Source organism: Streptomyces sp. NPDC085866 (genome assembly GCF_044541035.1).
In the GTDB taxonomy this organism is placed as follows: domain Bacteria; phylum Actinomycetota; class Actinomycetes; order Streptomycetales; family Streptomycetaceae; genus Streptomyces.
In genome coordinates this window covers 46,292-72,017 of the sequence record NZ_JBITSQ010000020.1, presented here as the reverse complement: position 1 = coordinate 72,017, position 25,726 = coordinate 46,292, and the positions used below count along the sequence as shown (strand labels likewise).

Here is a 25,726-nt window from a genome sequence, read left to right as displayed (position 1 = left end):
GTGAGATATGCCACTCGCGTACAACCTTCTCGGGGGTTGACGAACTGCCGTGATTTCTTTGCCGGTTGGCCTCGGACTTCGCTTCCGGGAAGCCGCCGCCGGGCTGGGCGGGGTCGAGGGCCGGAGGTACGTGCCCGACGCGCCGTACCGGAGGATCTGTCAGGGCTGGGACTGCTGCACGGTCGGCGGACTCGGCGGGGCGTCCGTCGCCCGGGCCGGGCCCGCGTTCGCCGCCGTGATCAGTGCCGTGATCGCGAGTACGGCCGCTGCCACGCCCCGCGCGGCCGGATTGCCCCCGCTCGGGCGGGGCCGGGAGGGGGGCAGTGCGGTGGGGTGTCCGTAGGGTGCGTATGTACGTCCGTGCACGGCGACCTCGCAACAACAGCGGCCTGTTAAACATGCTTAATTCGCCGTTTAACCTAGGGGCGCGGAACCCGAACGGCAAGAGGTGCCAATGGAGTTGGGGGGAGCAGGAAATGCGTGAGCGGGACGATCCGGAGGTCGTCGGCCGGCGTGTACAGCAACTGCGCACCGAACAAGGCCTGACCCAGCGCCAGCTGGCGGAACCGGCGTACACCCCCGCCTACATCTCCACCCTGGAGGCGGGCCGGGTCCGCGCCTCCGACGAGGCGCTGAGACACATCGCGGACCGCCTCGGCGTCGCCTTCGAGGAGCTGGCCGTCGGCCGGCCCGCCCGCCTCGCCACCGCCCTCCGGCTGCGGCTCACCGAGGCGCAGCGCGCCCTGGCCGACGGCAAGGCGGAGGAGGCGGCCGGCCAGTACACCGCGCTGCTCGCCGAGGCGGACACGCACGGCCTGGTCGCCGAGCAGGCCACCGCTCTCCTGGGGCTCGGCGAATGCGCCCTGCAGACGGGCGAACTGTCCAGCGCCCGCGACCACTTCGAGCGAGCCGAGCACCGCCTCGCGGAGGAGAGCCTCCCCAGCCGCGTCCCGGCCGTCCGTGGCCGCGCGATCGCCCACTACCTCGCCGGCGAACTCCGCTACGCCGTCTACCTCCTGGAATCCACCCTCGACGAACTCAACCGCGGCGGTCTGCACGACCCCGACGCCCTGCTGCTCCTCTACGCCAGCGCCATCGGCCCCTACATGGACATGGGCGCCCACGCCCGCGCCGCCCAGGCCGCCGAGTTCGCCCTGGCCCTGGCCCCACAGGCCGCCGACCCCGCGCTGATCGCCCGGATGCACCGCTCGGTCGCCCGCACCCTGCTCGCCGAGGGCCGGGTCGCCGAGGCCGACGCCTCCCTCGCCAAGGCCGCCGAGCTGTACCGCCAGCTCCAGCTGCGCACCGAACTCGCCAACTGCCACTGGATGCGCGGCTACGTCTGCGCCCAGAACGGCGACCTGGACCGGGCCGAGGCCGAGCTGCGCCAGGCCCTCACCATGCTCGCGCAGACCCGAGCTTCCCTCTACCGCAGCCAGGCGGCCGTGGAACTCGCCGACGTCCTGCACCGGCGCGGCAAGTCGGCCGAGGCCGCCGACCTGCTCAACGGCGTCCTCGGCGACCTCTCCTCCGAACGCGGCGCCGTGCACGCCGCCGCCGCGCACCGCCTCCTCGGCATCATCGCCGAGGACGCCCGTGACACCGAGGCGGCAGAGGAGCACTACGTCCGCGCCCTCAGCCTCCTGGAACGGGCCGGAGCCGCCGGCGACCTGGCCGACCTGTGCCGCCTCCTCGGCGACCTGCTGCGCCGTACCGGCCGCGTGGAGGCGGCCCTGGACGCCTACCGCACGGGTCTCGGCCACCGCACGGCGCCGGGCACCACGACCCTCGGCCCGGCGCCCGCGCAGCCGCCCCTGTGACCGGCCGCCCTCATCTGCGCACAGGCGTCACCGCCTTGGGCGCGAACACGTCCGACCGGACCCCGGTGGCCAGGTCCCCGGCCGAGGACGGGAGGTGGGCCGGTCGCGCCGGGTGCCCCTTCGTGGCCGGATGCTCGGCGAACAGGGCGGTGGTGAGGGCGAGCCGACCGGTGTACGCCGACTGCCACAGCGTCCGGGTGCCGGGGCCCGTGCCCGCACCGCCGGTGTACGTCGCCGGCTCGCCCGTGACCGCGTACTTCGCCGCCGCCGCGGCCATGACGGCGCCCATGACCCGGTGCCGGTCCGGGTGGGCCGTGTACACGGTGTCGCCGCCCCGGGTGATCCGCTCCACCATGTACGGCGTCGCGTAGGTGCCGTCCGCCGCCGCGGTCGCGTACGCCGAGGCCACGGTCAGCGGTGTCGGTGCCGCGGTGCTCGCGAGCTCGGACAGCGGCGCGCCGAGCGGCAGGCCGCTGAAGGGCCGCAGTGCCGTACCGGCCTCCACGGCGCCCGACAGGGCGTCGTTGAAGGGCTGGTGGGCGTAGTCCGTACCGCCGTAAAGGACACGGACCGCGCCGTCGCCGGGGACCATGACGATCACCGCCGCGTGCAGCTTCGTGCCCTTGGGCAGGCCCGCGGACCGCTGGCGCACGCGCTCCGACACCGCGTACTGAGTGCTCAGGTCGAAGGTCGTACGGACCGTGTAGCCGCCGCGCGCCAGCTGGTCCTGGGTGATGCCGAGACGGCGGGCGGCCTCGGCGGCGGCCGCGTCGATCAGGTACTGGCGCTGGCCGTCCGTGTCGCCGGGCGGATAGAAGCGGAAGGCCGGGAAGGCGGCCGAGGAGCGCTGCGCGGCCGTGATGCTGCCCGAGGAGCGCATCGCGTCCAGGACCCAGCGCCAGCGCTTCTGCAGCGTCGTGGTGACCTTGGCGTCCGAGCCCGCCCGTTCGTAGAACGTCGGCCGGTTGATGATGGCCGCGAGCGCCGCGCCCTGCGACACCGTGAGGTCCTTCGCGTCCACGCCGAAGTAGTTCCGCGCCGCCGATTCGATGCCCGCCGCGCCCCGGCCGAAGTACACGGTGTTGAGGTAGCCCTCCAGGATCGAGTCCTTGGAGCGGGTGCGGTCCAGCTTGACGGCGATCAGCGCCTCACGGGCCTTGCGGGTCAGGGACTGCTCGGGGCTCAGCAGGGCGTTCTTCACGTACTGCTGGGTGATCGTCGAACCGCCCTGGCGCTCCCCGCCGGACAGTGTGGCCACGGCCGCGCGCACGATCGCGCTGGGCGAGACGCCCGAGTCCGTGCGGAAGGAGCGGTTCTCGGCGGCGATCACCGCGTCCTGGACGTGCCGCGGCACCTGCGCCAGGGACACGTCCTGTCGGTCCACCGGCCCGCGCCGGCCCAGGTACTCCCCCTCCGCGTCCAGGAAGACCGTGCTCTGGCTGACCGTCTCCGGGTGCGGGTCCGGGACGGCCGTGAGCAGGTACGCCACCCACACCGTGCCGACCAGCGCGAGGCAGAGCGCGAGCAGCGCCCCGAGGATGCGCCGGACCCAGCGGGCCCGGCGGCGGCGCAGATGCTTGAGGAGACGTTTCACCGGCCCACCCCGCCCCGCGCCAGGACCTTGCCGTCGGCGTCGTAGACCGTGACCCGGGTGTGCATCAGCTCCTGTTTGTCGGCCGGGAGCCGGGGGGTCGCGTACCAAACGTCCCAGCCCGGATTCCCCGCCAGTGTGAGCACGGTCCCGGTGGTCCTGCCCGAGGGCAGCCGCACCTCGACTCGGGCGGCCGGTCCGCCGCCGCGGTGCACGCCGGACAGCAGCAGCCCGCTCCGGCCGGTCACCTCCAGCCGGAGGGTGACGGTCGGGGGCTCCGCGGAGAGCCCCGAGACCGGCAGGGACTCGCCCCCGCCCCGGGGCGACGACCAGTGCGCGCCGTCCTTCGTCAGCCACAACTCCTCGCCGGACAGCGGCCGTACGTGCTCACCGGCGGCCACCACACGAACGGTCCCGGCGGCCACCGACCGTCCGGGAGTCACGGGCCCGTCACCGGACACGCCCATCAGGCGCCGGCCGACGTAGCCGAGCGGGCCCAGCACCAGCAGACAGCAGGTCAGCAGCACGATGATCCGGCGCCGTCGGCGCCGCGCCCGGCCCTCCCGCTCGATGGCGGCGAGCGGGACGGGCGTGCGAGGCACATCGTCGCGGGCGGCGGCGAAGGCCTCGCCCAACTCGCCCTCCAGCGGTTCTGGTTGCCCGCGCTTCATGCTGCCCCCAGGGCCTTCAGCCCCCGTCGTTCGTACGATTTCACCGCGCCGACCGACCAGCCGAGCATCTCGGCGATCTCCAGCCGGTCCAGGTCCTCGCCCAGGCGCAGGACCAGCACCACCCGCTGGCGGGCGGGCAGGGCGGTGAGGGCGCGGGCGAGCGGCGCCTGCGGCGCGGGGACCGTGCGGTGCGGCCGACGGCCGACAAGGCGGCCGAGGTGGCGGCCGAGATGGCGGCGCACCAGCAGCCGTCGTACGTAGAAGTCGGTGTCGTTGCCCGGGATGCGCCGCCAGTGTGCGTACGCGTCGGACAGGGCGGTGCGCGTCAGGGCGTCGGCCTCGGCCGGGTCGCCGGTCAGCAGATGGGCCGTGCGCAGCAGGCGCGGCCAGGCCACGGCGGCGTAGCCGCCGAACTCGGTCCGGCGGCCGGAGCGACCGGCGCGATGACGGGGTCGGCGGCCGGCTCTGGTCGTCATCGGGTTCCCCCTGCGATGTGTTTCGATGTGCGGCGTACGGGACCTGTACGCACCGCGAAGCGGTCCGGGTTGCACGGCGGTGCGTGGAAGTTGGGGCACGAGTGGCAGGGGAGGCATGACCGAGGACGAGTTCGACGCGTTCTACGCCGCCGCGTTCCCCCGGCTGACCGGCCAGCTCTACGCGTTCACCGGGGATCACGGCGAGGCGCAGGACGTCGTGCAGGAGGCGTTCGTACGGGCCTGGGACCGGCGGCGCGACTTCCTCGCGGACGGGGCGCCCGAGGCATGGGTCAGGACCGTCGCGATGCGGCTCGCCGTCAGCCGGTGGCGGCGCGCCCGGCGCTGGCTGGAGCTGGTGCGGCGCACCCCGCCGCCGGAGTCCGTGCCCGGGCCCGACCCCGAGCACGCCGCGCTCGTCTCCGCACTGCGCACCCTGCCCGAGGCCCAGCGGATGGCCGTCGTCCTGCACCATCTGTGCGACCTGAGCGTGGAGCAAGTAGCCTCGGAAACCGGCGCCCCGGTGGGGACGGTCAAGGCCCGTCTGTCCCGTGGCCGCGCGGCACTGGCCCGGGTGCTGGCCCCGGGCGAGGGGGAGAGGGAGGGCGACCGTGTCTGATGACCGCGACTACGACGCCGACCTCCACCCCGAACTCTCGGGCGCACTACGGACGTTGGCCGATGGCCACCAGTCACCACCGCCCGTCGCCGGTGCCGAGATCCGCCGTCTGGCCGTACGGCGTGGCCGTCGCCGGCGCACGACCGTCGTGGTCGGCGGGGTGGCCGCCGCGGCGGCCCTCGCCGTCACGGTGACCGTCGGCCTCGGCCACGACTCCGACTCCGGCCGCCGCACCACTCCGGCCGCGAGTCCCCTGCTGCGGACCAGCCCGGCACCCAGCCCGACTCCGGTCCCCGCCGATGCCGTCGTCGACCTCACCGGGATGACGATGACCCTCGACGGGCGGATGATGCCCATCTCCTCCGGTGTTGCCGAACGTCCCACGCCCACCGGCCGGTTCACGGTCGTCGCCAAGTCGCTGAAGCGGCAGATGGAGATCGGGAGCGGCGGTGGCAGCGGCAGCGGCACGTCGATGCCGAGCGTTCCGTGGGTGATCGAACTGCGCTCCGCGGACCCGAAGAGGACCACCGCCGTCATTGCCCTCACCTACGACCTGAAGGCCCCGGGCAACTACGCGTCCACCGGCGGCTGGATCGGCCTGCCCGAGGCCGACGCGAAGTGGGTGTACGCGCGGCTGGACAAGGGCGCGGTGGTGTTGGTGACGGGACGGACGCCGTCGCCGGGTGCCTCCGCGTCGACGCCGTCCTAGGCCGACGGGACCTGGCGGAGGGCGGCGGTCAGACCTGGGCCCGACCCTGCTTGCGTACGTCCGCCAGACGGAGTGCGCCGATCTGGACGGCCAGCTGTGTCGCGTCGTTCGGTACGTCGCCCAGGCCGGCATTGGTGAGGGCGAAGGCGTCCTCGCCGACGCGGACGGCGGCCACGTCCATCGTCAGGAGGACATCCTGGTCGTCGGAGGTCGTGGTGGCGACGCTGACGCGCAGCCCCTGGCGCACGTCCCCGACCTCCGGCAGCGGGGCTTCCTGGACCTGGACGTCCTCGACCAGACCGTTCTCCGAGGTGGCCGTGAAGCGGGCGCACTGGACCGGCATCGTCTGCAGCCACTTCAGGGCGGCGTCGACGTCCGACGGGCGGCGGGCGGCGATCTGGTAGCGGAGCTGGGCGTCGGTGTCGTCGTCGTCCAGGCCCACGGCGACCCGGGCGGGGGCGCCGAGGAGTTCGTCGGAGTAGAGCGCGTCGAGCAGGCGCTGGCACTCCCCGGCCGTGGTGGTCGCCTTCAGCAGGCCGTCCCGCCAGGTGGCCGCCCCGCGCGTCGCGGACCAGGGGGCGCCGAGGTCGGTCTCCGTGATCAGCGCGGCCCGGGCCTGGTCGTCGGTGAGCGTGGATCCGTCGGCCCGGGCCGAGGGCTTCGCCGCGGGGGAGGGCTTGTCGACGGTGGGCAGGGGCTGGTGCGCGGACGGCGGGCGTTCCAGGCCGAGGGTCGCGCAGCCGGTGAGGGTGAGGAGGCCGGTGGCGAGGGCGGCGAGAGGGAGGGCGTGGGGGCGTATGGCGGCGGTCATCTGGGGTGCCTCCCTGGCGGGGCAGGTGGGGGTGGAGGTGCCTCCCTTCACGGCACCACCGCCGCGACCTGCTCACCAGCGCTCCGGGCCGTCCGGGTGAGGGCGGCAGTACCCGTCCGGGTGAGCGGCGGGGACGGCCCGTGGAAAACCGATGGCCCTGCAACAGGGGCCGCCCTTACGGTGGCCCCATGAAGCGCGCCCAGCCGTGTCCGCAGAGCACGACGACGCCGGAGACCGTCCCGGCGCGCTGACACCTGAGCCAGTCCGAAGCCCCGGGGCGAACGCCCCGGGGCTTCGGCATGCACCGGGGTGTTCGCCTCCCGCACCGAGGAGACCCCGATGACCGACCCGATCGGCGACCGCGTACCCGACCACCGCCGCCTCGGCCGTGAACTCGGCCTGTTCGACACCGACCCGCTGATGGGCGCGGGCCTGCCCTACTGGCTCCCGGACGGGGCCGTCGTACGACACACCCTGGAGGAGTACATCCGGGAGGCGGAACGCGCCGCCGGCTACCGGCACGTGTACTCGCCCGCGCTCGGCAAGCGCGAGCTGTACGAGATCTCCGGGCACTGGGACCACTACAGCGACGACATGTACCCGCCGATGGACCTGGGCGCGGAGGAGGTCGTCCTGCGCCCGAGCCTCTGCCCCCACCACGCCCTGATCTACCGCTCCCGCTCCCACAGCTACCGCGAACTGCCCCTGCGCATCGCCGAGCTGGGCACCATGTACCGCGCCGAGCGGTCCGGCGTCCTCGGCGGCCTGACCCGCGTGCGCGCCATCCAGCTCAACGACGCCCACATCTTCTGCACCCTGGAGCAGGCCGTCGACGAGGCCCGCGCCGCGCTGGAGCTGATCGCCCGCGCCTACGCCGACCTCGGCATCGTGGCTGTACGCCACCGTCTCTCGCTGCCCGGCGAGGGCGGCAAGTACGTCGCCGACCCGGAGCTGTGGCAGCGGGCCACCGCGCTGCTGAAGGAGGTGCTGGCCGAGTCCGGCGTGGCGTACGAGGAGGCGGAGGGCGAGGCCGCCTTCTACGGCCCCAAGATCGACGTGCAGATCGCGGACCCGGCCGGCCGCGAGTCCACCCTGTCCACCGTGCAGATCGACTTCCACCAGCCGGCCCGCTTCGATCTGCACTACATCGGAGCCGACGGCGCGAAGCACCGGCCGGTGATGGTGCACCGCAGCATCATCGGCAGCGTGGAGCGGGCCGTCGCCCACCTCATCGAGGCGCACGGTGGGGCCTTCCCGGCCTGGCTCGCTCCCGTACAGCTGGCCGTGCTGCCGGTCGCGGAGGAGCAGGCGGAGCGGGCGGCCGCGGTGGTCCGGGAGGCGGCCGCGCTGGGCCTGCGCGCCGAACTCGCCGCCCCTGAGCAGGGCACCCTCGGGGCCCGCATCCGCGCGGCCCGCCTGGTCCCGTACCAGGCGGTGATCGGCGACCGGGAGGCCGACGCGGGCCTCGCGGCCCTGCGCCTGCGGGACGGCCGCCGCCCCGGCGCGCTCCCCGTGCCCGAGCTGCTGCGACGCGTCGCCGACCAGGTGGCGGCGAAGGGCACCGCACTCTGGTCCTGATCTAGTGTCGGTACGACGGAAGGAGACCGCCGTGACCGGTCAGCCCATCCCCGTGATCATCGACTGCGACACCGGCGTCGACGACGCCCTGGCCCTGCTGTTCGCCGTACGCCACCCGGGCCTGGACCTCAGGGCGGTGACCTGTGTGGCCGGGAACACCGACGTCGACGGGGTGGTCCACAACACCCTGACCGTGCTGGAGGAGGCGGGCGCCCCCGACATCCCGGTGGCGCGCGGCGCCGAGCGCCCGCTGATCGAGCCGGCCCGCTCGGCCCGGCACGTGCACGGCGTGGACGGCATGGGCGACCTCGGCCTGCCCGCGCCCGGACGCGCCCGCGCCGCCGTGGACGCCGTGACCCTCCTGCACCGCGAGATCCTGGCCTCCCCGACCCCGGTCACCCTGATCCCGACCGCACCGCTCACCAACATCGCGCTCCTGCTGCGCACCCACCCGGAGGTGACCCGGAACATCGAGCGGATCGTGTTCATGGGCGGCGCTGTCGCCACCGGGAACGCCACGCCGGTCGCCGAGTTCAACGTCTGGCACGACCCGGAGGCGGCGGCGGTCCTGCTCACCGCCGGGGTGCCGATCACCATGTACGGGCTCGACGTGTTCACCCAGGTCCTCGTACCGGGCCCGGACGTACGGCGGCTGCGGGAGAGCAGGGAACCGGGCACCCGGCTGGCCGGTGAGCTGCTGGCCCACCGCCCGTCCGCACCCGACCCCGACGGCGACGATCCGGCCGGCGGCCTCGGTGACGCGGGCGCGGTGTGCGCGGTCGCGGACCCGGCCGGCATCACCACCCGCCTGCTGCCCGTCGAGGTCTCCCTGGCCCCCGGCCCGACCCGCGGCCAGACGATCGTCGACCGCCGCGCGCGCCCCGGCGAGTCCGAGATCCACGGCGGCACCCGCGAACAGGCCCTGGTGGACGTGGCGTTGGCGGTGGACGTGGAGCGGTACGTGAAGCTGTACCTGGAGACGGTGGAGCGGACCTAGGGCAGGTCCGGCGGACCGGACGTCGGACCGGACGGCCCGGACTCAGTCGGAGGCGGCCGGCACCCGGTCAGCTTGCGGGTGGTGTTGTCGATCGCGGCGATGTGGAGCAGACGGGCCATGCCCGCAAGGGCCGCGACGGCTGCCGGGTGCCGCTGCCGGGGACGACGACCGGACCGTCGTACGGCTTCGGGTCCGGGGTCGCGTGGCTGCCGCAGCCGGCGTCCTTCGCTTCGTACGCCGTCGAGGCCCAGTCCGGTGCCGAGGGCTCCACCCTGGAGCTCTACCGTGCCGCGCTGAGGCTGCGCCGCAAGCTGCTGGAGGGCGAGACGCTGACCTGGACGCCCGACGCCCCGGCCGGGGTGCTGGACTTCGCCCGCACCGAGACCTGGCGCTGCGTCACCAACCTCACCGCGGGGCCGGTACGACTGCCCCCGGGCGAGGTGCTGCTCGCCAGCACCCCGCTCCCGGAGCCGGGCGTCCTCCCGCCGGACACCACGGCGTGGCTGACCTAGCCCACGGTCGGGCTCGGGCTGGGGGCGGGGGAGGCGCCTCCGGAGCCCCCGCCGTTGCCGCCGGTGAGGCCGTCGATGTTCACCGGTGTGGACGTGGCGTTCGGCGGCGGCGTGAGCACGACCTCCGGCTGGCCCGCCGGCGGGGGCGGCGGGGTCAGGTCGGAGCTGGGCAGCTTCGGCGGGGTGGTCTGCTGGAAGAGGGTCTGGTCGAAGTCGACCAGACCGGTCTTCTCCATCACCGTGATGTGGTCCAGCACGGTGTCGTTGGCCTGGTCGGCCAGAGCCCGCACCAGCGAGTTCTTGGTCGTGGACCGGATCTTCGCCACCGTGTTGAAGATCGAGCCGTGCGTCATCCGCAGGATGTTGGCGAAGTCGGTGTCGAACTTCTTGCCGCTCTCCGACTTCAGCGTGTTGACGAAGCCCTCCTGCTGGGGGCTCGCCACGTTGGGCAGCGTGATGTTCAGCATCGGCGCGATCTTGCGGCAGGTGGTGTCCAGCGCGGCGTGCCCGTCGACCAGGTGCTTGCTGGCCTCGACGACCCCCTTGGTGGTGCCCTTCTGCAGCCCGATCTGCCCCACCGGGTACTCCCACAGACCGGCCGCTCGCACCTTCACCACGAAGTCCCGGTCGGACTCGGTGAGCGGACCCCACTGGGTGTTGGCGATGACACGGTCCGGGGAGCTCGAGACGGTGCTCACACCGAGCATGCTCGGGTAGGCGAGCGCGCCGAGGGTCAGCGCCATTGCACCGCCCACGAAGAGAGTTCCCGTCGCGTTCCGCGAAATGCGCACCGTGCCTCCTGCCCGGCCGTGGATCCGCCTGCAGGCGGTTCGGACGCACAGAAGTACGGATGCGGAGGTCATTTGTGTCGGTGGTTTCGGGTAAAGATTCGTCCCGGTCCCGCGTGAGGGGCCGAAGAGCGCAGTTGGTGAAAGGTTGACCATCCCGCAGGAGAGTTGACTCTTCCTCGGGAGAAGCGAGGGGAAACGCAGGCCTAGATTCGCCGCATGCCCCCACAGCCACCTCCGAGAACGCCCGCCGCGCTGCCCGTCCTGCCCTACCGCAAGCCCACCAAGGGCCGCGACTACTGGGTCTTGGACGACGTCCTGCCGAACGTCGACGCCGTACGCGAGCGGTGTCTGGCCAAGGACGACTGGGTCAAGGGCTACCCGTACACCTCGGAGACCTGGCCCGGACTGCGCGCGATGCCCGGTCTTGAGCCCGGTGAACTCGCCCGCATCGAGCGGCTGGTGAAGCAGGCGACCGGGGCCAAGGAGCTGTGGGTGCAGCAGGCGCCCGGCGGCGGCACCCTCAACCACAACTGCGTACAGGTGGTCGGCGAGGGCGAGAGCGAACCGCGCCCGCACACCGACTCGCGTGCGCTGTGCCGGTACGCGGCCGTGCTGTACCTCAACCCGCACGTGCCCAAGGACTGCGGCACCAGCTTCTTCCGCCAGTCCCTGCCCGGCGGCCGGCTCGGCGGCAACGTCGTCCAGGCCCCGCACAACAACCTCGTCGAGGCCCTCGGCACCCGCTTCGTCGCCCCGGACGCCTTCGAGGAGGACGTCCGCGTCCCGCACCGGTACAACCGCCTCCTCCTCTACAACGCCAACCTGGTGCACAGCGCGACCGGTTACTTCGGCAAGGAGCTGGCGGAGAAGCGGATGACGGCCGTCTTCTTCTGGATGGCCTGAGCCGTTCCGCCCCGGCCCACCGGCTCACCCGTACGGAGCAACCCCCGTGGCCTCCCGGCCGGGTGGGCCGGATCGTCGTACGTACGACCGACTCGGGACGACGACGGCGGAGGTACGGCCATGACGCAGCACACCCCACCGGCACGGGCGGGGGACACCGACTGGGCCGAGGGAGGGCTCGTCTTCGCGGGGGTGCTGCTCCTGGTGAACGGTGTCCTCGCCATCCTCCAGGGCATCTCCGCGATCGCGTCCGACGACGTGTACACCCGCATCGGCGCCTACGTGTACAAGATCAACCTCACCGGCTGGGGCTGGATCCTGATCATCCTGGGTGTCGTGGCCGTCGTCACCGGCGCGGGTGTCCTCAGGCGCGCCGAGTGGGCCCGCGCCGTCGGTATCGGCCTCGCCTCCCTGAGCGTGATCGCCCAGTTCCTGTTCCTGCCGTACTCGCCGATCTGGGCGCTCGTCATGATCGCCATCGACTTCTTCGTGATCTGGGCACTCGCCACCTACCAGCCGGGGCGCCCGGCCGACTGACCCTCGCGCGTGACGCGGGTCACATGGGCGGCCTGTCACGCACGGCGGGGCTCGCCAGTCCCATGGTCGTCACCGGCACCGGACGAAGACGACGTGCCCGGTGACCCGACCCCGGGAGTGGACATGTCGAAGCAGCCGAAGACCGGACGACGGGCGCAGGGCGGCCATCGGGTCGTGGTGCTGGGCGCCGGCTACACCGGCATGCTGGCCGCGATCCGTCTGGCCCACCGCACGCGCCGCACCGGCGTCCGGGTGACCCTGGTCAACCCCTCCGCCCGCTTCACCGAGCGCCTGCGCATGCACCAGGCGGCGACGGGCCAGGAACTCGCCGAGCACTCCATCCCCGACCTGCTGACGGGCACGGGGATCACCTTCGTCCAGGGGTACGCGACGGCCCTGGACCCGGGTGCGCGCACGGTGACGGTGGACGCGGGGGACGAGGGTGACGCGAGCACGGTCCTACTGCCGTACGACACCTTGGTCTACGCCCTCGGCAGCCGCGCCGACACCGGCGCGGTGCCCGGAGCCGAGGAGCACGCGTACACCCTGGACGGGCACGGTCCGGCGGGCCGTCTGGCGGCGCGGCTGGCCGAGGCGGCGGGGACGGCGGGGACGGTGACGGTGTGCGGCGGCGGGCTGACCGGTGTGGAGGCCGCGACGGAGATCGCGGAGTCGTACCCGGACCTGTCGGTGACCCTGCTCTGCACGCAGGAGCCGGGCGCGATGATGGGCGGGGAGGCACGGTCGTACCTGCGCGCAGCCCTGACCCGCCTGGGCGTCACGGTCCGCGCCGGCGCGCGGGTGGCCGAGGTGCTGCCGGACGCGGTGGAGCTGGCGTCGGGCGAGGCGCTCGAGTCGGCGGTGTGCGTGTGGACGGCGGGCGTACGGGTCTCGCCGCTGGCGGCGCGGGCGGGTGTGGCGGTGGACGAGCGGGGCCTGCTGCTCGTGGACGAGACCCTGCGCTCGGTCTCCCACCCCGAGATCCACGCGATCGGGGACGCGGCGGCGATCCGGATGCCCTGGGGCACGCTGCACGGCACCTGCCAGAGCGGGATGCCGACGGCGGCGTACACGGCCGACGCGATCGCCCGCCTGCTGTGCGGCCGCCCGGTCCGCCCCTTCCGCTTCGGCTACGTGCACCAGCCGGTGAGCCTCGGCCGCAGGGACGCGGTCATCCAGTTCACGCACCCGGACGACACCCCGCGGCGGGCGTACCTGAAGGGCCGGGCGGCGGTCCGGTACAAGGAGCTGGTGAGCGGGAGCCCGCTGCCGTTCTACCGGCTGAGCCGGCGCATGAACGTGACGGCGGCGATGTCGAAGGCGGGCCGGGCGAGGAAGCAGGTCGCCGCCGACGACACGAGCGGGGTCGTTCTGGCAGGTTGATCCCATGAAGATCGCGCAGGCGCAGCCCGGTGGGAGCCCGGACCCGTACCTCGAGAACAGGCGGCTGCTGTTCGCGACGGCGTACCGGATGCTGGGCAGTGTGGCGGACGCCGAGGACGTCCTGCAGGACGCCTGGCTCAACTGGAACGCGGCGGACCGCTCGGCGGTCCGCAACCCGCGCGCCTACCTGGTCCGCACGGTCACGAACCTCTCCGTGACCCGCCTGACCTCGGCCCGCGCGACCCGCGAGCAGTACGTGGGCCCCTGGCTCCCCGAGCCCCTGCTCACCTCTCCCGACGCCGCCGAGGAAACGGAGCTGGCGGACAGCGTGTCGACGGCCGTGCTGGTGATCCTGGAGACGCTGGCCCCGGTGGAGCGGGCGGTGTTCGTCCTGCGCGAGGTCTTCGGCTACTCCCACGCGGAGATCGCCGACATCCTGGACCGCCCGGAACCCACTGTCCGCCAGATCGCCCACCGCGCCCGCAACCACGTCCACTCCCGCCGTCCCCGCTACGACACGGACCCGGACCGGCGGGCCCGGATCACCACCCGGTTCATCGAGGCGTGCGCGGGTGGCGACCTGAACGCGGTGATGGAACTTCTGGCGCCGGATGTGACGTGCTGGTCGGACGGCGGCGGCAAGGTCACCGCGGCCCGCCGCCCGCTGCACGGCCCCGACCATGTGGCGCGCTGGATCCTCGGCGTCCTGGCGAAGCCGCAGTCGGCCGGTGTCACCTTCCGACAGGCCGTCGTCAACGGCGAGTTGGGCATCCTGTTCACCGCGGGCGAGGTGCCGGTGGCGGCCCTCACCTACGACCTGTCCGAGGACGGCATCAGGAATCTGCGCCTGCAGGTGAACCCGGAGAAGCTGACGGGGCTGCGTCCTTCGGGCGAGTGACTCCGGCGTCCTGCGCCCCGGAGACGCCGGGCAGGCACTTGCCCACCGTGACGAAGAAGAGCACCAGGCCCGCCGTCAGCAGGACATGGCCCAGACCGGCGATCCCGGCGATGGCGTCAGAGCCGGAGTGGCCGAGGACCGTCAGCGTGCCGTGCAGGGTCATCATGCCGACGGTCACCGCCAGGCCGGCGTTGTAGGTCCAGAAGAACCAGTTGAACAGCCGGTGGGAGGTCAGCGCGAACTGCTTCTCCAGTGCCAGGACGACGAGGAAGAACAGCATGCCGAGCGCCAGTACATGGGTGTGCACGACGGCGAGCTGGGTGTCTCCCTCGAAGTCCTCGGCCTTGGTCAGCTCGCGGTAGTACAGACCGCTGACCAGCCCGATGATCATGTAGATGTGAGCGGTGTTGAGGATCTTCCTCATCTGCGTCTTCCCCCGTGAATCCGCGTCGGCGTCGGCCCCCACCTTGCGCCCGGCCCGTTCGGGCATCAACGATGAACCTGATAACGAGTCATAACCGTCGGCTAATGAGTCCGAAGGGGCGCGAGTGGAGCTCCGCGACATCGAGATCTTCCTGACCCTCGCCGAGGAACTGCATTTCAGCCGCACGGCACACCGCCTGCACGTCACCCAGGCCCGGGTCAGCCAGTCGATCAAGAAGCAGGAGCGGCAGATCGGCGGCCTTCTGTTCGAACGCACCAGCCGCGCGGTACGGCTCACCCCGCTCGGCGAGCAGCTGCAACGCGAACTCGGCGCCGGATACCGGCAGATCATGGACGGGGTCGCCGCGGCCAAGGCCGCCGCCCGCGGGACGGACACCCTGACGGTCGGCACCGTCGGTCCCCACTCCTGGATGCTGTCCGACGCCGTGGCCCTCCTGCGGACCCGTTCCCCGGAGATCCAGGTGCGCTTCCGCGAGATCCAGCCCCCCGCCCCGCTGGACCTGCTCCGCTCCGGGGACGTCGACATCGCCGTACTCTGGCTGCCGGTCGAGGAACCCGACCTCACCGTGGGCCCGGTCATCTACGCCTCACGGACCCTGCTCATGACCGGAGCCTCCCACCCGTACGCCCGGCGCGAGGCCATCCGCCTGGAGGATCTCGCCGACTGCGCGTTCGTGGCCAGCCGCTCCCTGCCGGCCTACATGGAAGAGGCCCTCAATCCCTTCCACACCCCCTCCGGTCGTCCCATCCCCCGCGGTCCGCAGGTCTCGACGTGGCAGGAGGCCCTCACCGCCGTGGCCACCGGTCAGGCCGTCGCCTCGGTGTCCGGCGACATCGCGGACTTCTACCCGTGGCCCAACCTGGCCTTCATCCCCATCGTCGACGCCCCGCCGTCCCGATGGGCCCCGGTCTGGCGCACGGCCGCGGAGAGCCCGCTCATCCGCTCCTTCACCGAGGCGCTGTCCGACGCGCCGCCGACGGTCGGTGCGGACTGCTGGTGCGCGTTGCCGGCGCAGAACCCGGAGACCTGACGACTTTCTGCCAGGGAAGCCTTGCTGTCGGGGAAGTCCTACGGCCCGGGAACTCCTACGGCCGGGGAAGTCTGACGGCCTTTTGCCAGGCCATGGCAGGAAGACACCCCTCCGGACACGGGCGTCGCCCATCTGGCGAAGCACGAGGTGCCTTGCGCTGAACCGGGACGGGCGCAGCAGTTTCCAGCTCATCAGGGGGGTGGATCCTGCTGAACTGACCGGTGCCGAGGTGTACCCCCTGGGATGGAGCGAGCCCGGCGCACTGGAGTGGGGGCGTCATTGGTACGACGGCCTCACGCAGTTCTTCGGGGTTGCTGCCGGGGCAGATGCGGCGATGCTCGTGTGGCTGGATTAGCGGGGGGGGGCACGACAGGGATGTGATCTCAGCCCGGGTGCTGTACGGGCACAGCAGCTACCCCGCTCGCTCAAGGGTCAAGCCGCTGTGAATGGGCTCGGCTCGCCACATGGCCGCCAGGTGGGGGCAGGACTCGATGAACCGGCGCGTTTCTCCCAGCGCGGTGATCCTGGGCGCTCCGATCTCGGAGTAGTCGAATCCGGTGTCCTGATGCCCGAGGCTGTCGAGATCTGCCCAGGCAGTCGCCCGAAGGACAGCGAAGGCTGATCGTCGTTCCAATCCCACCTGCCCCATTCGAGGATGAAGCCGTCGCCGTCGTTCTCGGGTCGCTCGATCCCCTCGACCTCGAACCGGAGAAACTCGCCGAAGGCATTCCAGGTGGCTTCGACGTCGCGCAGGCTCAGTCATCCTCCGTCGGCTCCGTCGGCTCATCGGCTTCGCCGTACCGGTCCTTGTGGAGGCGTTCCTCGGCGGCATCGAGGCCTGGTCGTGGGTGAGCCTGATGGTGATCGCCTCGTCGCCCACGACCTCAACCTACAAAGGCGGACACCGTACCCATCGGGTTCGTGCGGGTAGTGCTGATCTGCGCGGTTTCATCCGCACGGGATCTTGAGGGGCGTGTCGGCGTGACCCTCTCTGCGAAGCTGCAGGCAGCCGGCGGAAAGGGTGCGTTGATGGAGTGGAAGACCTATGGGGAGCGGCGGATCTACTCGAATCAGTGGGTGAATCTGTGCCTGGTGGACGTGCAGCAGCCCGATGGGCTGCGGGGGGACTACCACGTGGTGCGGCTGCGTCACCTGGCGGTGGGGGCCGTCGTCAATGAGCGGCGCGAGATTCTCATGATGTGGCGGCATCGGTTCATCACGGACTCGTGGGCCTGGGAACTCCCCATGGGACTGGTCGAGGAGGGGGAGACGCCGGAGGAGGCGGCGGCGCGTGAAGTGCTGGAGGAGACCGGCTGGCGTCCCGGGCCGCTGAAGCCTCTCATCTACGCCGAGCCGGCGAACGGGATCACCGACTCTCAGCATCATGTCTTTCGTGCGGACGGGGCCACGTATGCAGGTCCGCCCGTCGAGCAGAACGAGTCGGACCGGATCGAGTGGGTGCCGCTCGGTGAGGTGCGGGGGATGATCGACCGGCGGGAGATCGTCAGCAGTGGGTCGCTCGTCGGGCTGCTGTACGTGCTCATGGACGAGGGCATGCGCTGATCGCCCTCGCGGCTGGCGTGTCCCTGGCAAGTCTGTGTCGGCGTGCGTCAGGATGATGCGGTGAACGAACAGATAGCGGAGCCTGCTGCGCGCTACCGCTCCCTCGGCGTGAGGCCCATCAAGCTGTCCGGGCAACTGACTGCCGGGGCCTTGCTGCTCGCGGGGCTCGCGTGGGTCGTGCGGGCGGTGTGGGAAGTGCGGCTGGCAGTGGCCGGGGAGCCCGCCTCGGGGCCGCCGGACCAGGGGGACGGGGTGCACCGGGCGCTCAACGGGCTGGAGGACTCCTATCACCTCGTCACCAGCCTCGGGGGCGGTGCCGCCTTCCTCTGCGCGCTGCTCTTCCTCTCGTGGATGTGGCGAGTGCGGGACAACGCGCGTGTGCTCACGGGGCAGGCGCCGAAGTACGCCGGGATCTGGGTCTACCTCGGGTGGCTCGTGCCCGTTGTCAACCTGTGGTTCCCGCGCGGGATCGTCGCCGACGCCTTTCGGACCACCGCTCCGGAGCGCAAGCTGCCCGTCTCCGTGAACGTGTGGTGGGGGCTCTGGGTGATCGGGATGCTCGGCGGGGTGGGCATCATGTACCGCGATTCCACCGACGAGCTCATCGCTCGGGCGTACAGCGAGGTGTGGCCGCTGCTCGTGTCCGACGCCGCCGTCATCGGGGCCGCCGTGGCCGGTGCGTTCGCCGTACGGGCCGTCACCGCCGTACAGGTGGAGCGGATCCGGCAGGGACAACGGCAGGGCGGCGTGGCGGAGTCCGCCGCCGTCGGTACCGCCGAGGGCTGAGACCCGGCACCGTCTGCCCGGGCGTGGGTGGTGGTGTGCCGTCGTACGGGCAAGGATTTGTCCATGAGCACCATTGCCATCGTCGGCGCCGGGCCCGGGCTGGGCGCCGCCGTCGCGCGTCGGTTCGGGCGGGAGGGGTACGACGTCGCCCTCGTCGCACGGGACCGGGAGCGGCTGCAGGTCCTGGTGGGCGAGCTTGCCGACGAGGGTGTCGCCGCGCGGGGGTTCCCTGCCGATGTGCGTCGGCCGGAGCAGTTGGTGGCGGCCCTGAAGGATGCAGCCGCCGCGCTCGGGACCGTCGAGGTGTTGCAGTACAGCCCCGTCCCGCACCGGGACTTCATGCGACCCGTGCTGGAGACCCGGCACCGGGATCTGCTCGGGCCGATCGAGTTCTCGGTGTACGGGCCGGTCGCGGCGGTGCAGCAGGTGCTGCCCGGTATGCGGGCGCTCGGGCGCGGGACCATCCTGTTCGTGAACGGGGGGACGGCCGCCGTGCCGCATCCCGAGCGGGCGGGCACGTCGATCGCGTTCGCCGCGGAGAGCGCGTACGGGCATCTGCTGCACGACCGGCTCGCCGGTGAGGGGATCCATGTTGCCCAGCTGGTGATTCCGGGGGCCATCACGCCCGGGCACGTGCGGAAGGATCCGGCCGTGCTCGCGGAGACCCTGTGGGGCATGCATCGGGAGCGGCACGGGTTCCGGCACTACGCCGACGACCTCGACAGCTGACCGGCGGCCCGGAGATCGCGTCGCCCTGCATGAAGAGCATTTGTGGGCCAATATGGTCGTGTCGGGCCGTATCGCTCTCTTCGAGGGGGCCTCAATGGCTGTCGAAATCCCCCCGCTCATCAAGCCCTCCCAGTTCAGGCGCCGGGGTGGCTTGCTGGGCGAGTGCATGGCGGAGTTCCTCGGGACCTTCGTCCTCATCTCCTTCGGCTGCGGCGTGGTCGCGATGGCGGTGGCCGCACTGCCCGGCTCGGGCCGTGCGGCGACCCCCACGACGATCTTCCTCGCGGCCGGCGACTGGCTGCTGATCACGTTCGGCTGGGCGTTCGCCGTCTGCTTCGGTGTCTACGTCGCCGGTGGTGTCAGCGGTGCCCACCTGAATCCGGCGGTGACGCTGGCGATGGCCATCCGCCGCGGGTTCGCCTGGACCAAGGTCCTGCCGTTCATGTTGTCGCAGGTGGTCGGCGCGTTCGCGGGCGCGGCGCTGGTCTACCTCGTGTACCGCGACGCGATCAGCGCCTATGACCACGCCGCGACGGGGCCGAAGGTGAACGGGCGTACCAACGCCACGTTCTCCATCTTCGCGACCTTCCCGGCCGCGTACTTCCACGGCGGCATCTGGGGGCCGTTGATCGACCAGATCGTCGGTACGGCCTTCCTGCTCATGCTGATCGCCGCCCTCATCGACCTGCGCAACCAGGCCGTGAAGGCCAACCTCGGCCCGCTGCTGGTGGGCTTCGTGGTCGCCGCCATCGGCATGTCCTACGGCGCCAACGCCGGGTACGCCATCAACCCGGCCCGTGACTTCGGGCCGCGGCTGCTCACCTATGCGGCAGGGTGGCAGAGTTATGCCTTCCCGGGCAGCGTGTCCGGCGTGTACAGCGGCTACTGGTGGATCCCGATCGTCGGGCCGTTCGTCGGCGGGATCATCGGGATCCTGATCTACGACCTGTTCATCGGCGACGTCCTGCTCGTGCGCTCCGAACTGGGCGAGCTGCCCGAGCCGGGCCGGACCCGGGGGACGGAGGAGGTCGACGAGGAGTAGCTAGTCCTCTCCGGGCTCCGACCGGTCCCCTTCGGGCTCCGCCCCCGCCCTGCGGGCCGCCGACGCGATCTCCTCGAGCGCCGTCAGGTGGCCCGCCAGCGCGCGCCGACCGGTGAACGTGAGCGCCGCCCAGGTGCGCGGGCGCTTGCCCAGGTAGCCCTTGCGGATGCTGACGTAGCCCGTCTTCTCCAGGGCGGAGAGTGTCTTGCTCAGCGTCGAGTCGGACACCTGGCAGTAGTCCCGCAGCACGGCGAACTCCGCTTCCCCACAGGCGGAGAGGTAGGCGGCGAGGGCCAGTCGGGTGGGGTGGTGGAGTTCCCGGTCCAGGGCGGGGGGCTGAGATGCCTCGGTCATGCCGTGCCCACCCCGGTGGCCCGCAGCAGGTGTTCCAGGCCGCCCGCGAGACCGAAGGCCACCAGCCAGCCCGTCGTGCCGTACGGGATCGCGGCCAGCAGGCTCACGGCGATGGGGGCGAGGGGGAGCAGCCAGGTCCGCCAGGCGGGCCGTCCGGGCTCGCGGCGCCGGTCGAACCAGCGCGTGACTCCGCCGTGGTGCGCGCCGAGCCAGACCAGGACGAAGAAGGCGGCCAGGCTCAGCAGCCCTCCGGTCGACAGCCAGGCCGCCCACCGCGGCTGTCCGTCGGCGAGGCCCAGCGCCGTGAAGCCGGCCGCGAAGGTCAGGGCCTGGCCGACGGCGTAACCCCGGGGCCTGGTCCGCCGGTCACTGGCCGCGCGTGCCGCGGCCTGGGCGGATCGTGCGGCGGTCAGCGCGTCCTTCGCCTGCTGTGCGTCGATGGGGTCCCCCGTGCCGGCCATGTGTGTACCTCCGCTGTCGGTGGGGCGGTTGGTCGGACCGCCCGCTGATGACCTTCAGCATGGATAGTACTTTCCAAGAATGCAAGTACTTTCCAGTCATGCCCTCGGCTGTCCCGCCGGCAGCCTCACCCTCACCAGCCCGTCAGCAGCAGGTGGTTGAGAAGCAGCGCGAGCACCGCCTGCGCGGTGAGCCAGGCCCGCGGGTGGGGCAGGTACCCGCACGCCGGCAGCAGCCACATCGCGAACGGCAGCCAGATGCGCTCGGTCTCTGCCTTGCTCATCCCGGACAGGTCGGCGACGAGGAGCGCGAGGAAGGTGGTGGAGACGAGGACCGCCAGGCGGACGGCGGCGGGGTCGGTGCGGTGGGTGAGGGCCGTGGCCGTGCGGCGCAGGCCCGCCGCCGTCGCCAGACCCGTGATCAGGACCGTGCAGGCCAGGTTGGCCCACACCCAGTAGCCGTAGGGGCGCTTGCCGCCGACGCCCTGGTAGTAGCGGGTCACCAACAGGCGGTACGCCGTCCACCAGTCGAAGCCCGCGAGCGTGAACGCCACTGGCACGACGGCGAGTCCGGCGAGGAGGGCCAGGAGGAGCGCCGGGCGCTCGCGCACCCCGTCCCGGCCCAGCAGCAGGACCGCCGTCGCGACGAGGGCGAGGAGCGTGAGGCCGTACGACAGGTAGCAGGTCAGGCCGAGGAGCAGACCGGAGGTCGCCGCCCAGGGCAGGGAGCGGCGCGTGACCGCGAGGGCGAGCAGGGCCACCGACCAGGCGGCGACCGCCGCGAAGTACGCGTCGGCGGAGGTGCCCAGCCAGACCGCCGCCGGAGCCAGGACCAGGAAGGGGGCCGCCCGTCGGGCCAGGGTCTCGTCCGCCAGGGCGCGGACGGCGACCAGGACCGCCACGCAGGCCGTCGAGCCGAGGGTCACGCACCACATCCCGGCCCAGCCGCCGCCCCGCAGCCCGATCCGGTCGAGGAGGACGAAGGTGAGCGTCGCGCCCGGCGGGTGGCCTGCGACATGGGCCGGCCAGGGGGCGGGGGTGCCGCTGACGATGTGGTGGGTGAAGTCCCGCAGGGTGGCCGGGACGTCGTGGAAGCGGCCGATGACCCGGAGGTACTCCTCGCGGGTGGTGAGGCGGACCGCGACGCCCTGGTGCCAGCCGTCGACCAGGGCGAGGGAGAGGATCCAGGCCATGGCCGACCCCCAGGCCGTCACCAGCAGGGCGCGCCACGGCAGGCGGGCGGCCAGGGCCGGGCCGTACGCCACGCCGGCCGCCGCCAGGAGGACGGCGGCCGGTGTGCCGGGGCCCACGTGCGGGTCCCACTCGGCCAGTACGGGCGGCCAGTGCACGAACAGGACGCGGTAGCTGTCCTGGAGGTGGCGGCCGACCAGGACGGCCACCGTCACGAGCAGGGCGGCGGCCCCGGCGGCGTACAGATCACGGCGGAGGGAGCGGGTCACGTCGGCACGTTAGGCCGCACGGCCCCGCACGGGTTGTCGTACAGGCCGGACGTCAGCGTTTCGTCATGGGTCGCGCCCCCTTTGCCAGGCGTTTCGCGGCTTACGGTCGGGGCATGGGCGACCTTCCCCGACTTCCCACCTCCCCCGGTTTCTGGCGCAGCCCCCTGCGCGGCCGCTGGTTCACCTCGGTGCTCGGTCTCGTGCTGCTCGTCGGCATCACGGTGCTGTTCGTGACCGGCCTGGTGTCCTACGCGGCCTACAACCCGGGCCTGCACCCGGTGAACGACACGACCCCGGACAAGGGGATCCTCGGCTTCTACCTCTTCGCGTGGCCGACCGGCCCGGTGTGGCTGTACCGGTTCACCCAGGGCCTGCACGTCACCCTCGGCATCACCCTGATCCCGATCCTGCTGGCCAAGCTGTGGTCGGTGGTGCCGAAGCTGTTCACGCTGCCGCCCGCCCGCTCCCTGGCGCACGCGCTGGAGCGGATCTCGCTGCTGCTGCTGGTCGGCGGCGGGCTGTTCGAGTTCACGACCGGCGTGCTCAACGTCCAGCTGGACTACGTCTTCCCCGGCTCCTTCTACCCGCTGCACTTCTACGGCGCGTGGGTGTTCTTCGCCGCGTTCGTGGCGCACGCGGTGCTGAAGACACCGGCCGCGCTGCGGACCGTGCGGCGGCGGCTGCGCGAGGGTGACGAGAAGGCCGAGAAGGCCGAGAAGGCCGAGAAGGACGCAGACGATCTGGTCGCGCCGGACCCCGACCCGCCCACCGTGTCCCGGCGCGGGGCGCTGTGGCTGGTCGGCGGCGGTTCGCTGCTGCTGTTCCTGACCACGGTCGGGCAGAGCCTGGGCGGACCCTTCCGGCGTACGGCCCTGCTCGCGCCGCACGGCGGGACCGACCCGGCCGGCGGCCCGAACGGCTTCCAGATCAACAAGACGGCCGCGTACGCCGGCATCGACGCGGCGGAGACCAGCGAGGAGGCGTGGCGGCTCGTCGTCACCGGACACACCGGGACCGTGCGCCTCAGCCGCGCCCAGCTGCTCCAACTGCCCCTGCACAGCTCGTCGTTGCCGATCGCCTGCGTGGAGGGCTGGTCCACCGCCGACCAGTGGTGGCGCGGGGTGCGGCTGCGGGACCTCGCGGCGCTCGTCGGGTACGAGGGCGACCCGCCGGACGTGTTCGTGGAGTCCCTGCAGCGGCACGGCGCCTTCCGCCGCGCGGCCCTGCGCGCCAACCAGGTGGCCGACCCGCGCTCCCTGCTCGCCCTGTACGTCAACGGCGAGGAACTGTCCCCCGACCACGGCCACCCGGCGCGCGTCATCGTGCCCGCCGCACCAGGCGTGCTCAACACCAAGTGGGTGGCCCGGCTGACCTTCGGAGACCTGTGATGCGCCGCCTGGCTGTGCCGCACCGCCTGCCTGTGGGCAGTCCGCTGCAGATCCTGCTGCTCTGCTGCTCGTTCGCGCTCGCCGCGTACGCCGGTGTACGGCTGCTCGCCGGTGACTGGTTCGGGGTGGCGCTGTGGATCGTGGGGGCGGCCCTGCTGCACGACCTCGTTCTGCTGCCGCTGTACTCGATGGCGGACCGGGCGGTCGTGCACGGTCTCGACGCGGTCGGACGGCGCGCGTGGGTGATGTACGTGCGGGTGCCGGCCGCACTGTCGGGCCTGCTGCTGCTCGTGTGGTTCCCGCTGATCTTCAACCTGGTGAACCGGCGTTACCGCCTCGCCACCGGTCAGTCCGCGGACGTCTTCCTCGGCCGCTGGCTGCTGATCACCGCCCTGCTCTTCGGCGGCTCGGCGCTGCTGCTCGCGGTGCAGGTGCGCAGGGCGACGAAGCGGCGGTCTCCGGCCGTCCACTGAGCCTCCGCGCGCCACTCGACGGCCCGGTCCGCGAGTCGGAGCAGCGCCGGGGTGCCGATCCGCGCCCACGGGAACGGGTCGCCGATGAGGGCCCGCCCGTGGGCGACGTCGACGACCTGCACCCGGGTGCGCTCGTCGAGGTCGAGTCGGTCCGTCTCGGCGATCAACAGGCCGCCGGGTGCGAGGAGTTGGCCCATCCGGTGCAACAGGGCGCGCGGGTCGCCGCCGATGCCGATGTTGCCGTCCATGAGCAGGACGGTGCCCCAGCGTCCCTCGCCGGGCAGCGGGTCGAACACCGAGCGGCGCAGGGCCTGGCCGCCGACGGTGATGGTGCGGGTGACGGCCGCCTCGCTGACGTCGACACCGAGGACGGTACGGCCCCGGGCGGCCAACTCCGCCACCAGCCGGCCCGGGCCGCAGCCGACGTCCAGGACGGCACCCTCGCAGCGGTCCAGCACCGCCGAGTCCACCGCGTCCGCGCCGGCGCACCAGCGCTCCACCTCCAGCGGCAGGAGCCAGCCGTCGGTGCGGCGCAGGTACAGCGGGCCGCGGCCGGTGCGCAGGGCTGTGGCGTACGGGTCGGAGACGGCCCAGGCGGGGCCCTGCGGGGCGTCGGCCGACACCGCCTCGGCTGCGCCGTCGGCGATCGTTTTCCCACCCGCACCACCCGTGACGCTTTCGTCGCCGGGTGCGGGTGGCCCCTGTGGGGCGCGTTCGCCGTCGGCGGCTGCGGGGCGCCACGTGCGCCGTGCTGTCGTCGGGCCGGATGCGGGCGTCATCGGGCACCGGCCGCCGTGCAGTCCGCCAGCCGGGCGGCGAAGGCGCCGTGCGGGGCGAGGGCGGCGACGGCGCGGGCGTCGTCGGCCGTGTCGACGTCCCGCAGCCGGGGCAGGTCCCGCACCCGCAGCCCGGCGGCGACCAGCCGCTCCCGCTGTACGGCCCCGGTCTCCGGCGTGGACATCGGCACCCCACGCAGCAGCGCGGGCTCCGGTCGCGCCAGGCCCAGCGCCCAGAACCCGCCGTCCTCGGCCGGGCCGAAGTACGCGTCACAGCCCACGAAGTCCACGGTGAGCAGCTCCGGGGTGACCTGCGGGGTGTCCATGCCGATCAGCAGGGCGGGGCCGGGGCAGCGGGCGAAGGCGTCGGCGAGGCGGGCGTCGAGTCCGCCGGTGCCCTGGGGTACGACGTCGAAGCCGGGGGGCAGCCAGGGTCCTGGCCGGCCGTCCAGCACGAGCACTCTGCGCGTGGCCGGGGTTTCGGCCACGGCCCGCAGGGTGTCGGCGAGCGAGGCTTCGGCGAGGGCGGCGGCCTGCTCGGGCGTGAAGGGCGGAGTGAGCCGCGTCTTGACCCGCCCGGGCAGGGGCTCCTTGGCGATGACGAGGAGGGTGGTCATGTGGGCCTTCCTTGGCTGGTGACCGGGTGGGGGCTGAGCGGGGGTGGGTTTCGCCTGACCGCGCCGGCGGGGTGCCGCTCTCCTTGGCAGCGGGTGCCGCCCCAGCGGCACGACTGCCCGCAGCTGCGTGGGGACGGCGGGCGCGTGGCCGGCTGCGGCAGCGGCGCCTGTGCGGCCGACGGCACCGCAACTCCCCGGGGGCGCGGGGCTCTATCGATATGCGGCTCCGCCGCGGTGGGGGTGCCCCCTGTTCGAGCGAAGCCGAGAACTTGGGGGAGCGACCAGCCCCACCGGCCCGCGGCTGGGCACGGA

General features: G+C 72.6%; 28 protein-coding genes and 1 pseudogene. 17 read left to right on the top strand and 12 right to left on the bottom strand.

What is annotated here, in order from left to right; all coding sequences use genetic code 11:
* Positions 1-159 precede the first annotated feature (159 nt).
* Positions 160-366, bottom strand: coding sequence for a hypothetical protein (locus tag ACIF83_RS38775; protein WP_393475183.1), 207 nt, complete (start codon positions 364-366; stop codon positions 160-162).
* A gap of 110 nt (positions 367-476) precedes the next feature.
* Between ACIF83_RS38775 and ACIF83_RS38770 the strand changes: the two genes are divergently transcribed.
* A complete protein-coding gene (locus ACIF83_RS38770) occupies positions 477-1,820 on the top strand; it encodes a tetratricopeptide repeat protein (protein WP_393475185.1) in 1,344 nt (447 codons plus the stop codon).
* 10 nt (positions 1,821-1,830) lie between these two features.
* Here the strand turns inward: ACIF83_RS38770 and ACIF83_RS38765 are convergent, their stop codons facing one another.
* Genes ACIF83_RS38765 through ACIF83_RS38755 form a run of 3 tightly spaced genes read right to left on the bottom strand, consistent with a single transcriptional unit; the run spans position 1,831 to position 4,558 of the window.
* On the bottom strand, positions 1,831-3,414 hold the full coding sequence (locus tag ACIF83_RS38765; protein WP_398138845.1) for a transglycosylase domain-containing protein: 1,584 nt from the start codon (positions 3,412-3,414) through the stop codon (positions 1,831-1,833).
* Positions 3,411-4,082 (bottom strand): hypothetical protein, encoded by a 672-nt coding sequence (locus ACIF83_RS38760; protein ID WP_399734339.1) that lies wholly within the window; start codon positions 4,080-4,082, stop codon positions 3,411-3,413. Before ACIF83_RS38760 ends, ACIF83_RS38765 begins: the two co-directional genes overlap by 4 nt.
* On the bottom strand, positions 4,079-4,558 hold the full coding sequence (locus tag ACIF83_RS38755; RefSeq protein ID WP_399734336.1) for a sigma factor-like helix-turn-helix DNA-binding protein: 480 nt from the start codon (positions 4,556-4,558) through the stop codon (positions 4,079-4,081). The genes ACIF83_RS38760 and ACIF83_RS38755 overlap by 4 nt, the downstream gene beginning before the upstream one ends.
* Before the next feature lie 115 nt (positions 4,559-4,673).
* Between ACIF83_RS38755 and ACIF83_RS38750 the strand changes: the two genes are divergently transcribed.
* Together ACIF83_RS38750 and ACIF83_RS38745 are read left to right on the top strand one after the other, a co-directional pair.
* Positions 4,674-5,174, top strand: coding sequence for a SigE family RNA polymerase sigma factor (locus ACIF83_RS38750; RefSeq protein WP_399734333.1), 501 nt, complete (start codon positions 4,674-4,676; stop codon positions 5,172-5,174).
* Entirely contained in the window at positions 5,167-5,883 is a 717-nt protein-coding gene (locus ACIF83_RS38745) for a L,D-transpeptidase (protein WP_398138847.1), read from the top strand. The genes ACIF83_RS38750 and ACIF83_RS38745 overlap by 8 nt, the downstream gene beginning before the upstream one ends.
* Positions 5,884-5,911: 28 nt before the next feature.
* On the opposite strand, the gene ACIF83_RS38740 is transcribed toward ACIF83_RS38745, so the two are convergent.
* Positions 5,912-6,694 carry a hypothetical protein gene (locus tag ACIF83_RS38740; RefSeq protein WP_393475200.1) on the bottom strand — a complete coding sequence of 261 codons (783 nt, stop codon included), beginning with the start codon at positions 6,692-6,694 and terminating at the stop codon, positions 5,912-5,914.
* 339 nt (positions 6,695-7,033) lie between these two features.
* Here ACIF83_RS38740 and thrS point away from each other — a divergent pair, with 339 nt between their 5' ends.
* From thrS to ACIF83_RS38725, 3 genes and pseudogenes are all read left to right on the top strand, one after another.
* Positions 7,034-8,272 carry a threonine--tRNA ligase gene (thrS, locus tag ACIF83_RS38735; protein ID WP_393475203.1) on the top strand — a complete coding sequence of 413 codons (1,239 nt, stop codon included), beginning with the start codon at positions 7,034-7,036 and terminating at the stop codon, positions 8,270-8,272.
* A gap of 31 nt (positions 8,273-8,303) precedes the next feature.
* Entirely contained in the window at positions 8,304-9,269 is a 966-nt protein-coding gene (locus tag ACIF83_RS38730) for a nucleoside hydrolase (protein WP_393475206.1), read from the top strand.
* Positions 9,270-9,373: 104 nt separating this feature from the next.
* Positions 9,374-9,781: pseudogene (locus tag ACIF83_RS38725) on the top strand (DUF3459 domain-containing protein); the annotation flags it as partial.
* Here ACIF83_RS38725 and ACIF83_RS38720 read toward each other — a convergent pair.
* Entirely contained in the window at positions 9,778-10,524 is a 747-nt protein-coding gene (locus ACIF83_RS38720) for a DUF4142 domain-containing protein (RefSeq protein WP_393475403.1), read from the bottom strand. The pseudogene ACIF83_RS38725 and the gene ACIF83_RS38720 overlap by 4 nt on opposite strands.
* 264 nt (positions 10,525-10,788) lie before the next feature.
* Between ACIF83_RS38720 and ACIF83_RS38715 the strand changes: the two genes are divergently transcribed.
* The 4 genes from ACIF83_RS38715 to ACIF83_RS38700 all read left to right on the top strand — a co-directional run bounded on the left by ACIF83_RS38715 (position 10,789) and on the right by ACIF83_RS38700 (position 14,293).
* A complete protein-coding gene (locus ACIF83_RS38715; protein ID WP_393475209.1) occupies positions 10,789-11,475 on the top strand; it encodes a DUF6445 family protein in 687 nt (228 codons plus the stop codon).
* A 120-nt stretch (positions 11,476-11,595) separates the two neighbouring features.
* Complete coding sequence (locus tag ACIF83_RS38710) at positions 11,596-12,012, top strand: hypothetical protein (protein ID WP_398138849.1); 417 nt, start codon at positions 11,596-11,598, stop codon at positions 12,010-12,012.
* A 123-nt stretch (positions 12,013-12,135) separates the two neighbouring features.
* Positions 12,136-13,395, top strand: a complete 1,260-nt coding sequence (locus ACIF83_RS38705; protein ID WP_399734327.1) for an NAD(P)/FAD-dependent oxidoreductase — start codon at positions 12,136-12,138, stop codon at positions 13,393-13,395.
* Between the two features lie 4 nt (positions 13,396-13,399).
* Positions 13,400-14,293 carry an RNA polymerase sigma-70 factor gene (locus ACIF83_RS38700; RefSeq protein WP_393475218.1) on the top strand — a complete coding sequence of 298 codons (894 nt, stop codon included), beginning with the start codon at positions 13,400-13,402 and terminating at the stop codon, positions 14,291-14,293.
* Here ACIF83_RS38700 and ACIF83_RS38695 read toward each other — a convergent pair.
* Complete coding sequence (locus ACIF83_RS38695; protein WP_393475220.1) at positions 14,229-14,717, bottom strand: DUF2871 domain-containing protein; 489 nt, start codon at positions 14,715-14,717, stop codon at positions 14,229-14,231. The genes ACIF83_RS38700 and ACIF83_RS38695 overlap by 65 nt on opposite strands.
* 124 nt (positions 14,718-14,841) lie before the next feature.
* Between ACIF83_RS38695 and ACIF83_RS38690 the strand changes: the two genes are divergently transcribed.
* The 6 genes from ACIF83_RS38690 (at position 14,842) to ACIF83_RS38665 (ending at position 19,888) form a co-directional block, all read left to right on the top strand.
* The gene (locus tag ACIF83_RS38690; protein WP_393475223.1) at positions 14,842-15,768 is read left to right on the top strand and encodes a LysR family transcriptional regulator; all 927 of its coding nucleotides are present in this window, start codon (positions 14,842-14,844) and stop codon (positions 15,766-15,768) included.
* On the top strand, positions 15,722-16,123 hold the full coding sequence (locus tag ACIF83_RS38685; protein ID WP_393475226.1) for a DUF1877 family protein: 402 nt from the start codon (positions 15,722-15,724) through the stop codon (positions 16,121-16,123). Before ACIF83_RS38690 ends, ACIF83_RS38685 begins: the two co-directional genes overlap by 47 nt.
* 674 nt (positions 16,124-16,797) lie before the next feature.
* The gene (locus ACIF83_RS38680) at positions 16,798-17,331 is read left to right on the top strand and encodes an NUDIX hydrolase (protein WP_393475405.1); all 534 of its coding nucleotides are present in this window, start codon (positions 16,798-16,800) and stop codon (positions 17,329-17,331) included.
* Positions 17,332-17,391: 60 nt separating this feature from the next.
* Positions 17,392-18,117 (top strand): DUF4328 domain-containing protein, encoded by a 726-nt coding sequence (locus ACIF83_RS38675; protein WP_399734323.1) that lies wholly within the window; start codon positions 17,392-17,394, stop codon positions 18,115-18,117.
* 63 nt (positions 18,118-18,180) lie between these two features.
* The gene (locus ACIF83_RS38670) at positions 18,181-18,846 is read left to right on the top strand and encodes an SDR family NAD(P)-dependent oxidoreductase (RefSeq protein WP_393475231.1); all 666 of its coding nucleotides are present in this window, start codon (positions 18,181-18,183) and stop codon (positions 18,844-18,846) included.
* Between the two features lie 94 nt (positions 18,847-18,940).
* A complete protein-coding gene (locus tag ACIF83_RS38665; RefSeq protein WP_393475234.1) occupies positions 18,941-19,888 on the top strand; it encodes an MIP/aquaporin family protein in 948 nt (315 codons plus the stop codon).
* Here the strand turns inward: ACIF83_RS38665 and ACIF83_RS38660 are convergent, their stop codons facing one another.
* The 3 genes from ACIF83_RS38660 to ACIF83_RS38650 all read right to left on the bottom strand — a co-directional run bounded on the left by ACIF83_RS38660 (position 19,889) and on the right by ACIF83_RS38650 (position 22,160).
* Positions 19,889-20,242, bottom strand: a complete 354-nt coding sequence (locus ACIF83_RS38660; protein WP_393475237.1) for a transcriptional regulator — start codon at positions 20,240-20,242, stop codon at positions 19,889-19,891.
* Positions 20,239-20,703 carry a hypothetical protein gene (locus tag ACIF83_RS38655; RefSeq protein WP_393475239.1) on the bottom strand — a complete coding sequence of 155 codons (465 nt, stop codon included), beginning with the start codon at positions 20,701-20,703 and terminating at the stop codon, positions 20,239-20,241. The genes ACIF83_RS38660 and ACIF83_RS38655 overlap by 4 nt, the downstream gene beginning before the upstream one ends.
* Positions 20,704-20,834: 131 nt before the next feature.
* Positions 20,835-22,160: a hypothetical protein gene (locus tag ACIF83_RS38650; RefSeq protein WP_399734318.1), complete on the bottom strand. Its 1,326-nt coding sequence runs from the start codon at positions 22,158-22,160 to the stop codon at positions 20,835-20,837.
* A 113-nt stretch (positions 22,161-22,273) separates the two neighbouring features.
* Here ACIF83_RS38650 and ACIF83_RS38645 point away from each other — a divergent pair, with 113 nt between their 5' ends.
* A complete protein-coding gene (locus ACIF83_RS38645) occupies positions 22,274-23,548 on the top strand; it encodes a molybdopterin-dependent oxidoreductase (RefSeq protein WP_399734315.1) in 1,275 nt (424 codons plus the stop codon).
* Positions 23,549-23,894: 346 nt separating this feature from the next.
* Here the strand turns inward: ACIF83_RS38645 and ACIF83_RS38640 are convergent, their stop codons facing one another.
* Together ACIF83_RS38640 and ACIF83_RS38635 are read right to left on the bottom strand one after the other, a co-directional pair.
* Entirely contained in the window at positions 23,895-24,800 is a 906-nt protein-coding gene (locus tag ACIF83_RS38640) for a class I SAM-dependent methyltransferase (RefSeq protein WP_393475247.1), read from the bottom strand.
* Positions 24,797-25,414, bottom strand: a complete 618-nt coding sequence (locus ACIF83_RS38635) for a DUF2064 domain-containing protein (RefSeq protein WP_393475250.1) — start codon at positions 25,412-25,414, stop codon at positions 24,797-24,799. Before ACIF83_RS38635 ends, ACIF83_RS38640 begins: the two co-directional genes overlap by 4 nt.
* Positions 25,415-25,726 lie beyond the last annotated feature (312 nt).

What these genes read in the sequence shown, in the direction of transcription:
- ACIF83_RS38645 (WP_399734315.1), top strand. Translation starts at nt 22,274, where the DNA reads ATGGGCGACCTTCCCCGACTTCCCACCTCCCCCGGTTTCTGGCGCAGC.
- thrS (WP_393475203.1), top strand. Translation starts at nt 7,034, where the DNA reads ATGACCGACCCGATCGGCGACCGCGTACCCGACCACCGCCGCCTCGGC.
- ACIF83_RS38770 (WP_393475185.1), top strand. Translation starts at nt 477, where the DNA reads ATGCGTGAGCGGGACGATCCGGAGGTCGTCGGCCGGCGTGTACAGCAA.
- ACIF83_RS38660 (WP_393475237.1), bottom strand. Translation starts at nt 20,242, where the DNA reads ATGACCGAGGCATCTCAGCCCCCCGCCCTGGACCGGGAACTCCACCAC.
- ACIF83_RS38640 (WP_393475247.1), bottom strand. Translation starts at nt 24,800, where the DNA reads ATGACGCCCGCATCCGGCCCGACGACAGCACGGCGCACGTGGCGCCCC.
- ACIF83_RS38760 (WP_399734339.1), bottom strand. Translation starts at nt 4,082, where the DNA reads ATGAAGCGCGGGCAACCAGAACCGCTGGAGGGCGAGTTGGGCGAGGCC.
- ACIF83_RS38700 (WP_393475218.1), top strand. Translation starts at nt 13,400, where the DNA reads ATGAAGATCGCGCAGGCGCAGCCCGGTGGGAGCCCGGACCCGTACCTC.
- ACIF83_RS38710 (WP_398138849.1), top strand. Translation starts at nt 11,596, where the DNA reads ATGACGCAGCACACCCCACCGGCACGGGCGGGGGACACCGACTGGGCC.
- ACIF83_RS38705 (WP_399734327.1), top strand. Translation starts at nt 12,136, where the DNA reads ATGTCGAAGCAGCCGAAGACCGGACGACGGGCGCAGGGCGGCCATCGG.
- ACIF83_RS38680 (WP_393475405.1), top strand. Translation starts at nt 16,798, where the DNA reads ATGGAGTGGAAGACCTATGGGGAGCGGCGGATCTACTCGAATCAGTGG.
- ACIF83_RS38755 (WP_399734336.1), bottom strand. Translation starts at nt 4,558, where the DNA reads ATGACGACCAGAGCCGGCCGCCGACCCCGTCATCGCGCCGGTCGCTCC.
- ACIF83_RS38695 (WP_393475220.1), bottom strand. Translation starts at nt 14,717, where the DNA reads ATGAGGAAGATCCTCAACACCGCTCACATCTACATGATCATCGGGCTG.
- ACIF83_RS38665 (WP_393475234.1), top strand. Translation starts at nt 18,941, where the DNA reads ATGGCTGTCGAAATCCCCCCGCTCATCAAGCCCTCCCAGTTCAGGCGC.
- ACIF83_RS38635 (WP_393475250.1), bottom strand. Translation starts at nt 25,414, where the DNA reads ATGACCACCCTCCTCGTCATCGCCAAGGAGCCCCTGCCCGGGCGGGTC.
- ACIF83_RS38750 (WP_399734333.1), top strand. Translation starts at nt 4,674, where the DNA reads ATGACCGAGGACGAGTTCGACGCGTTCTACGCCGCCGCGTTCCCCCGG.
- ACIF83_RS38670 (WP_393475231.1), top strand. Translation starts at nt 18,181, where the DNA reads ATGAGCACCATTGCCATCGTCGGCGCCGGGCCCGGGCTGGGCGCCGCC.
- ACIF83_RS38720 (WP_393475403.1), bottom strand. Translation starts at nt 10,524, where the DNA reads ATGGCGCTGACCCTCGGCGCGCTCGCCTACCCGAGCATGCTCGGTGTG.
- ACIF83_RS38740 (WP_393475200.1), bottom strand. Translation starts at nt 6,694, where the DNA reads ATGACCGCCGCCATACGCCCCCACGCCCTCCCTCTCGCCGCCCTCGCC.
- ACIF83_RS38715 (WP_393475209.1), top strand. Translation starts at nt 10,789, where the DNA reads ATGCCCCCACAGCCACCTCCGAGAACGCCCGCCGCGCTGCCCGTCCTG.
- ACIF83_RS38655 (WP_393475239.1), bottom strand. Translation starts at nt 20,703, where the DNA reads ATGGCCGGCACGGGGGACCCCATCGACGCACAGCAGGCGAAGGACGCG.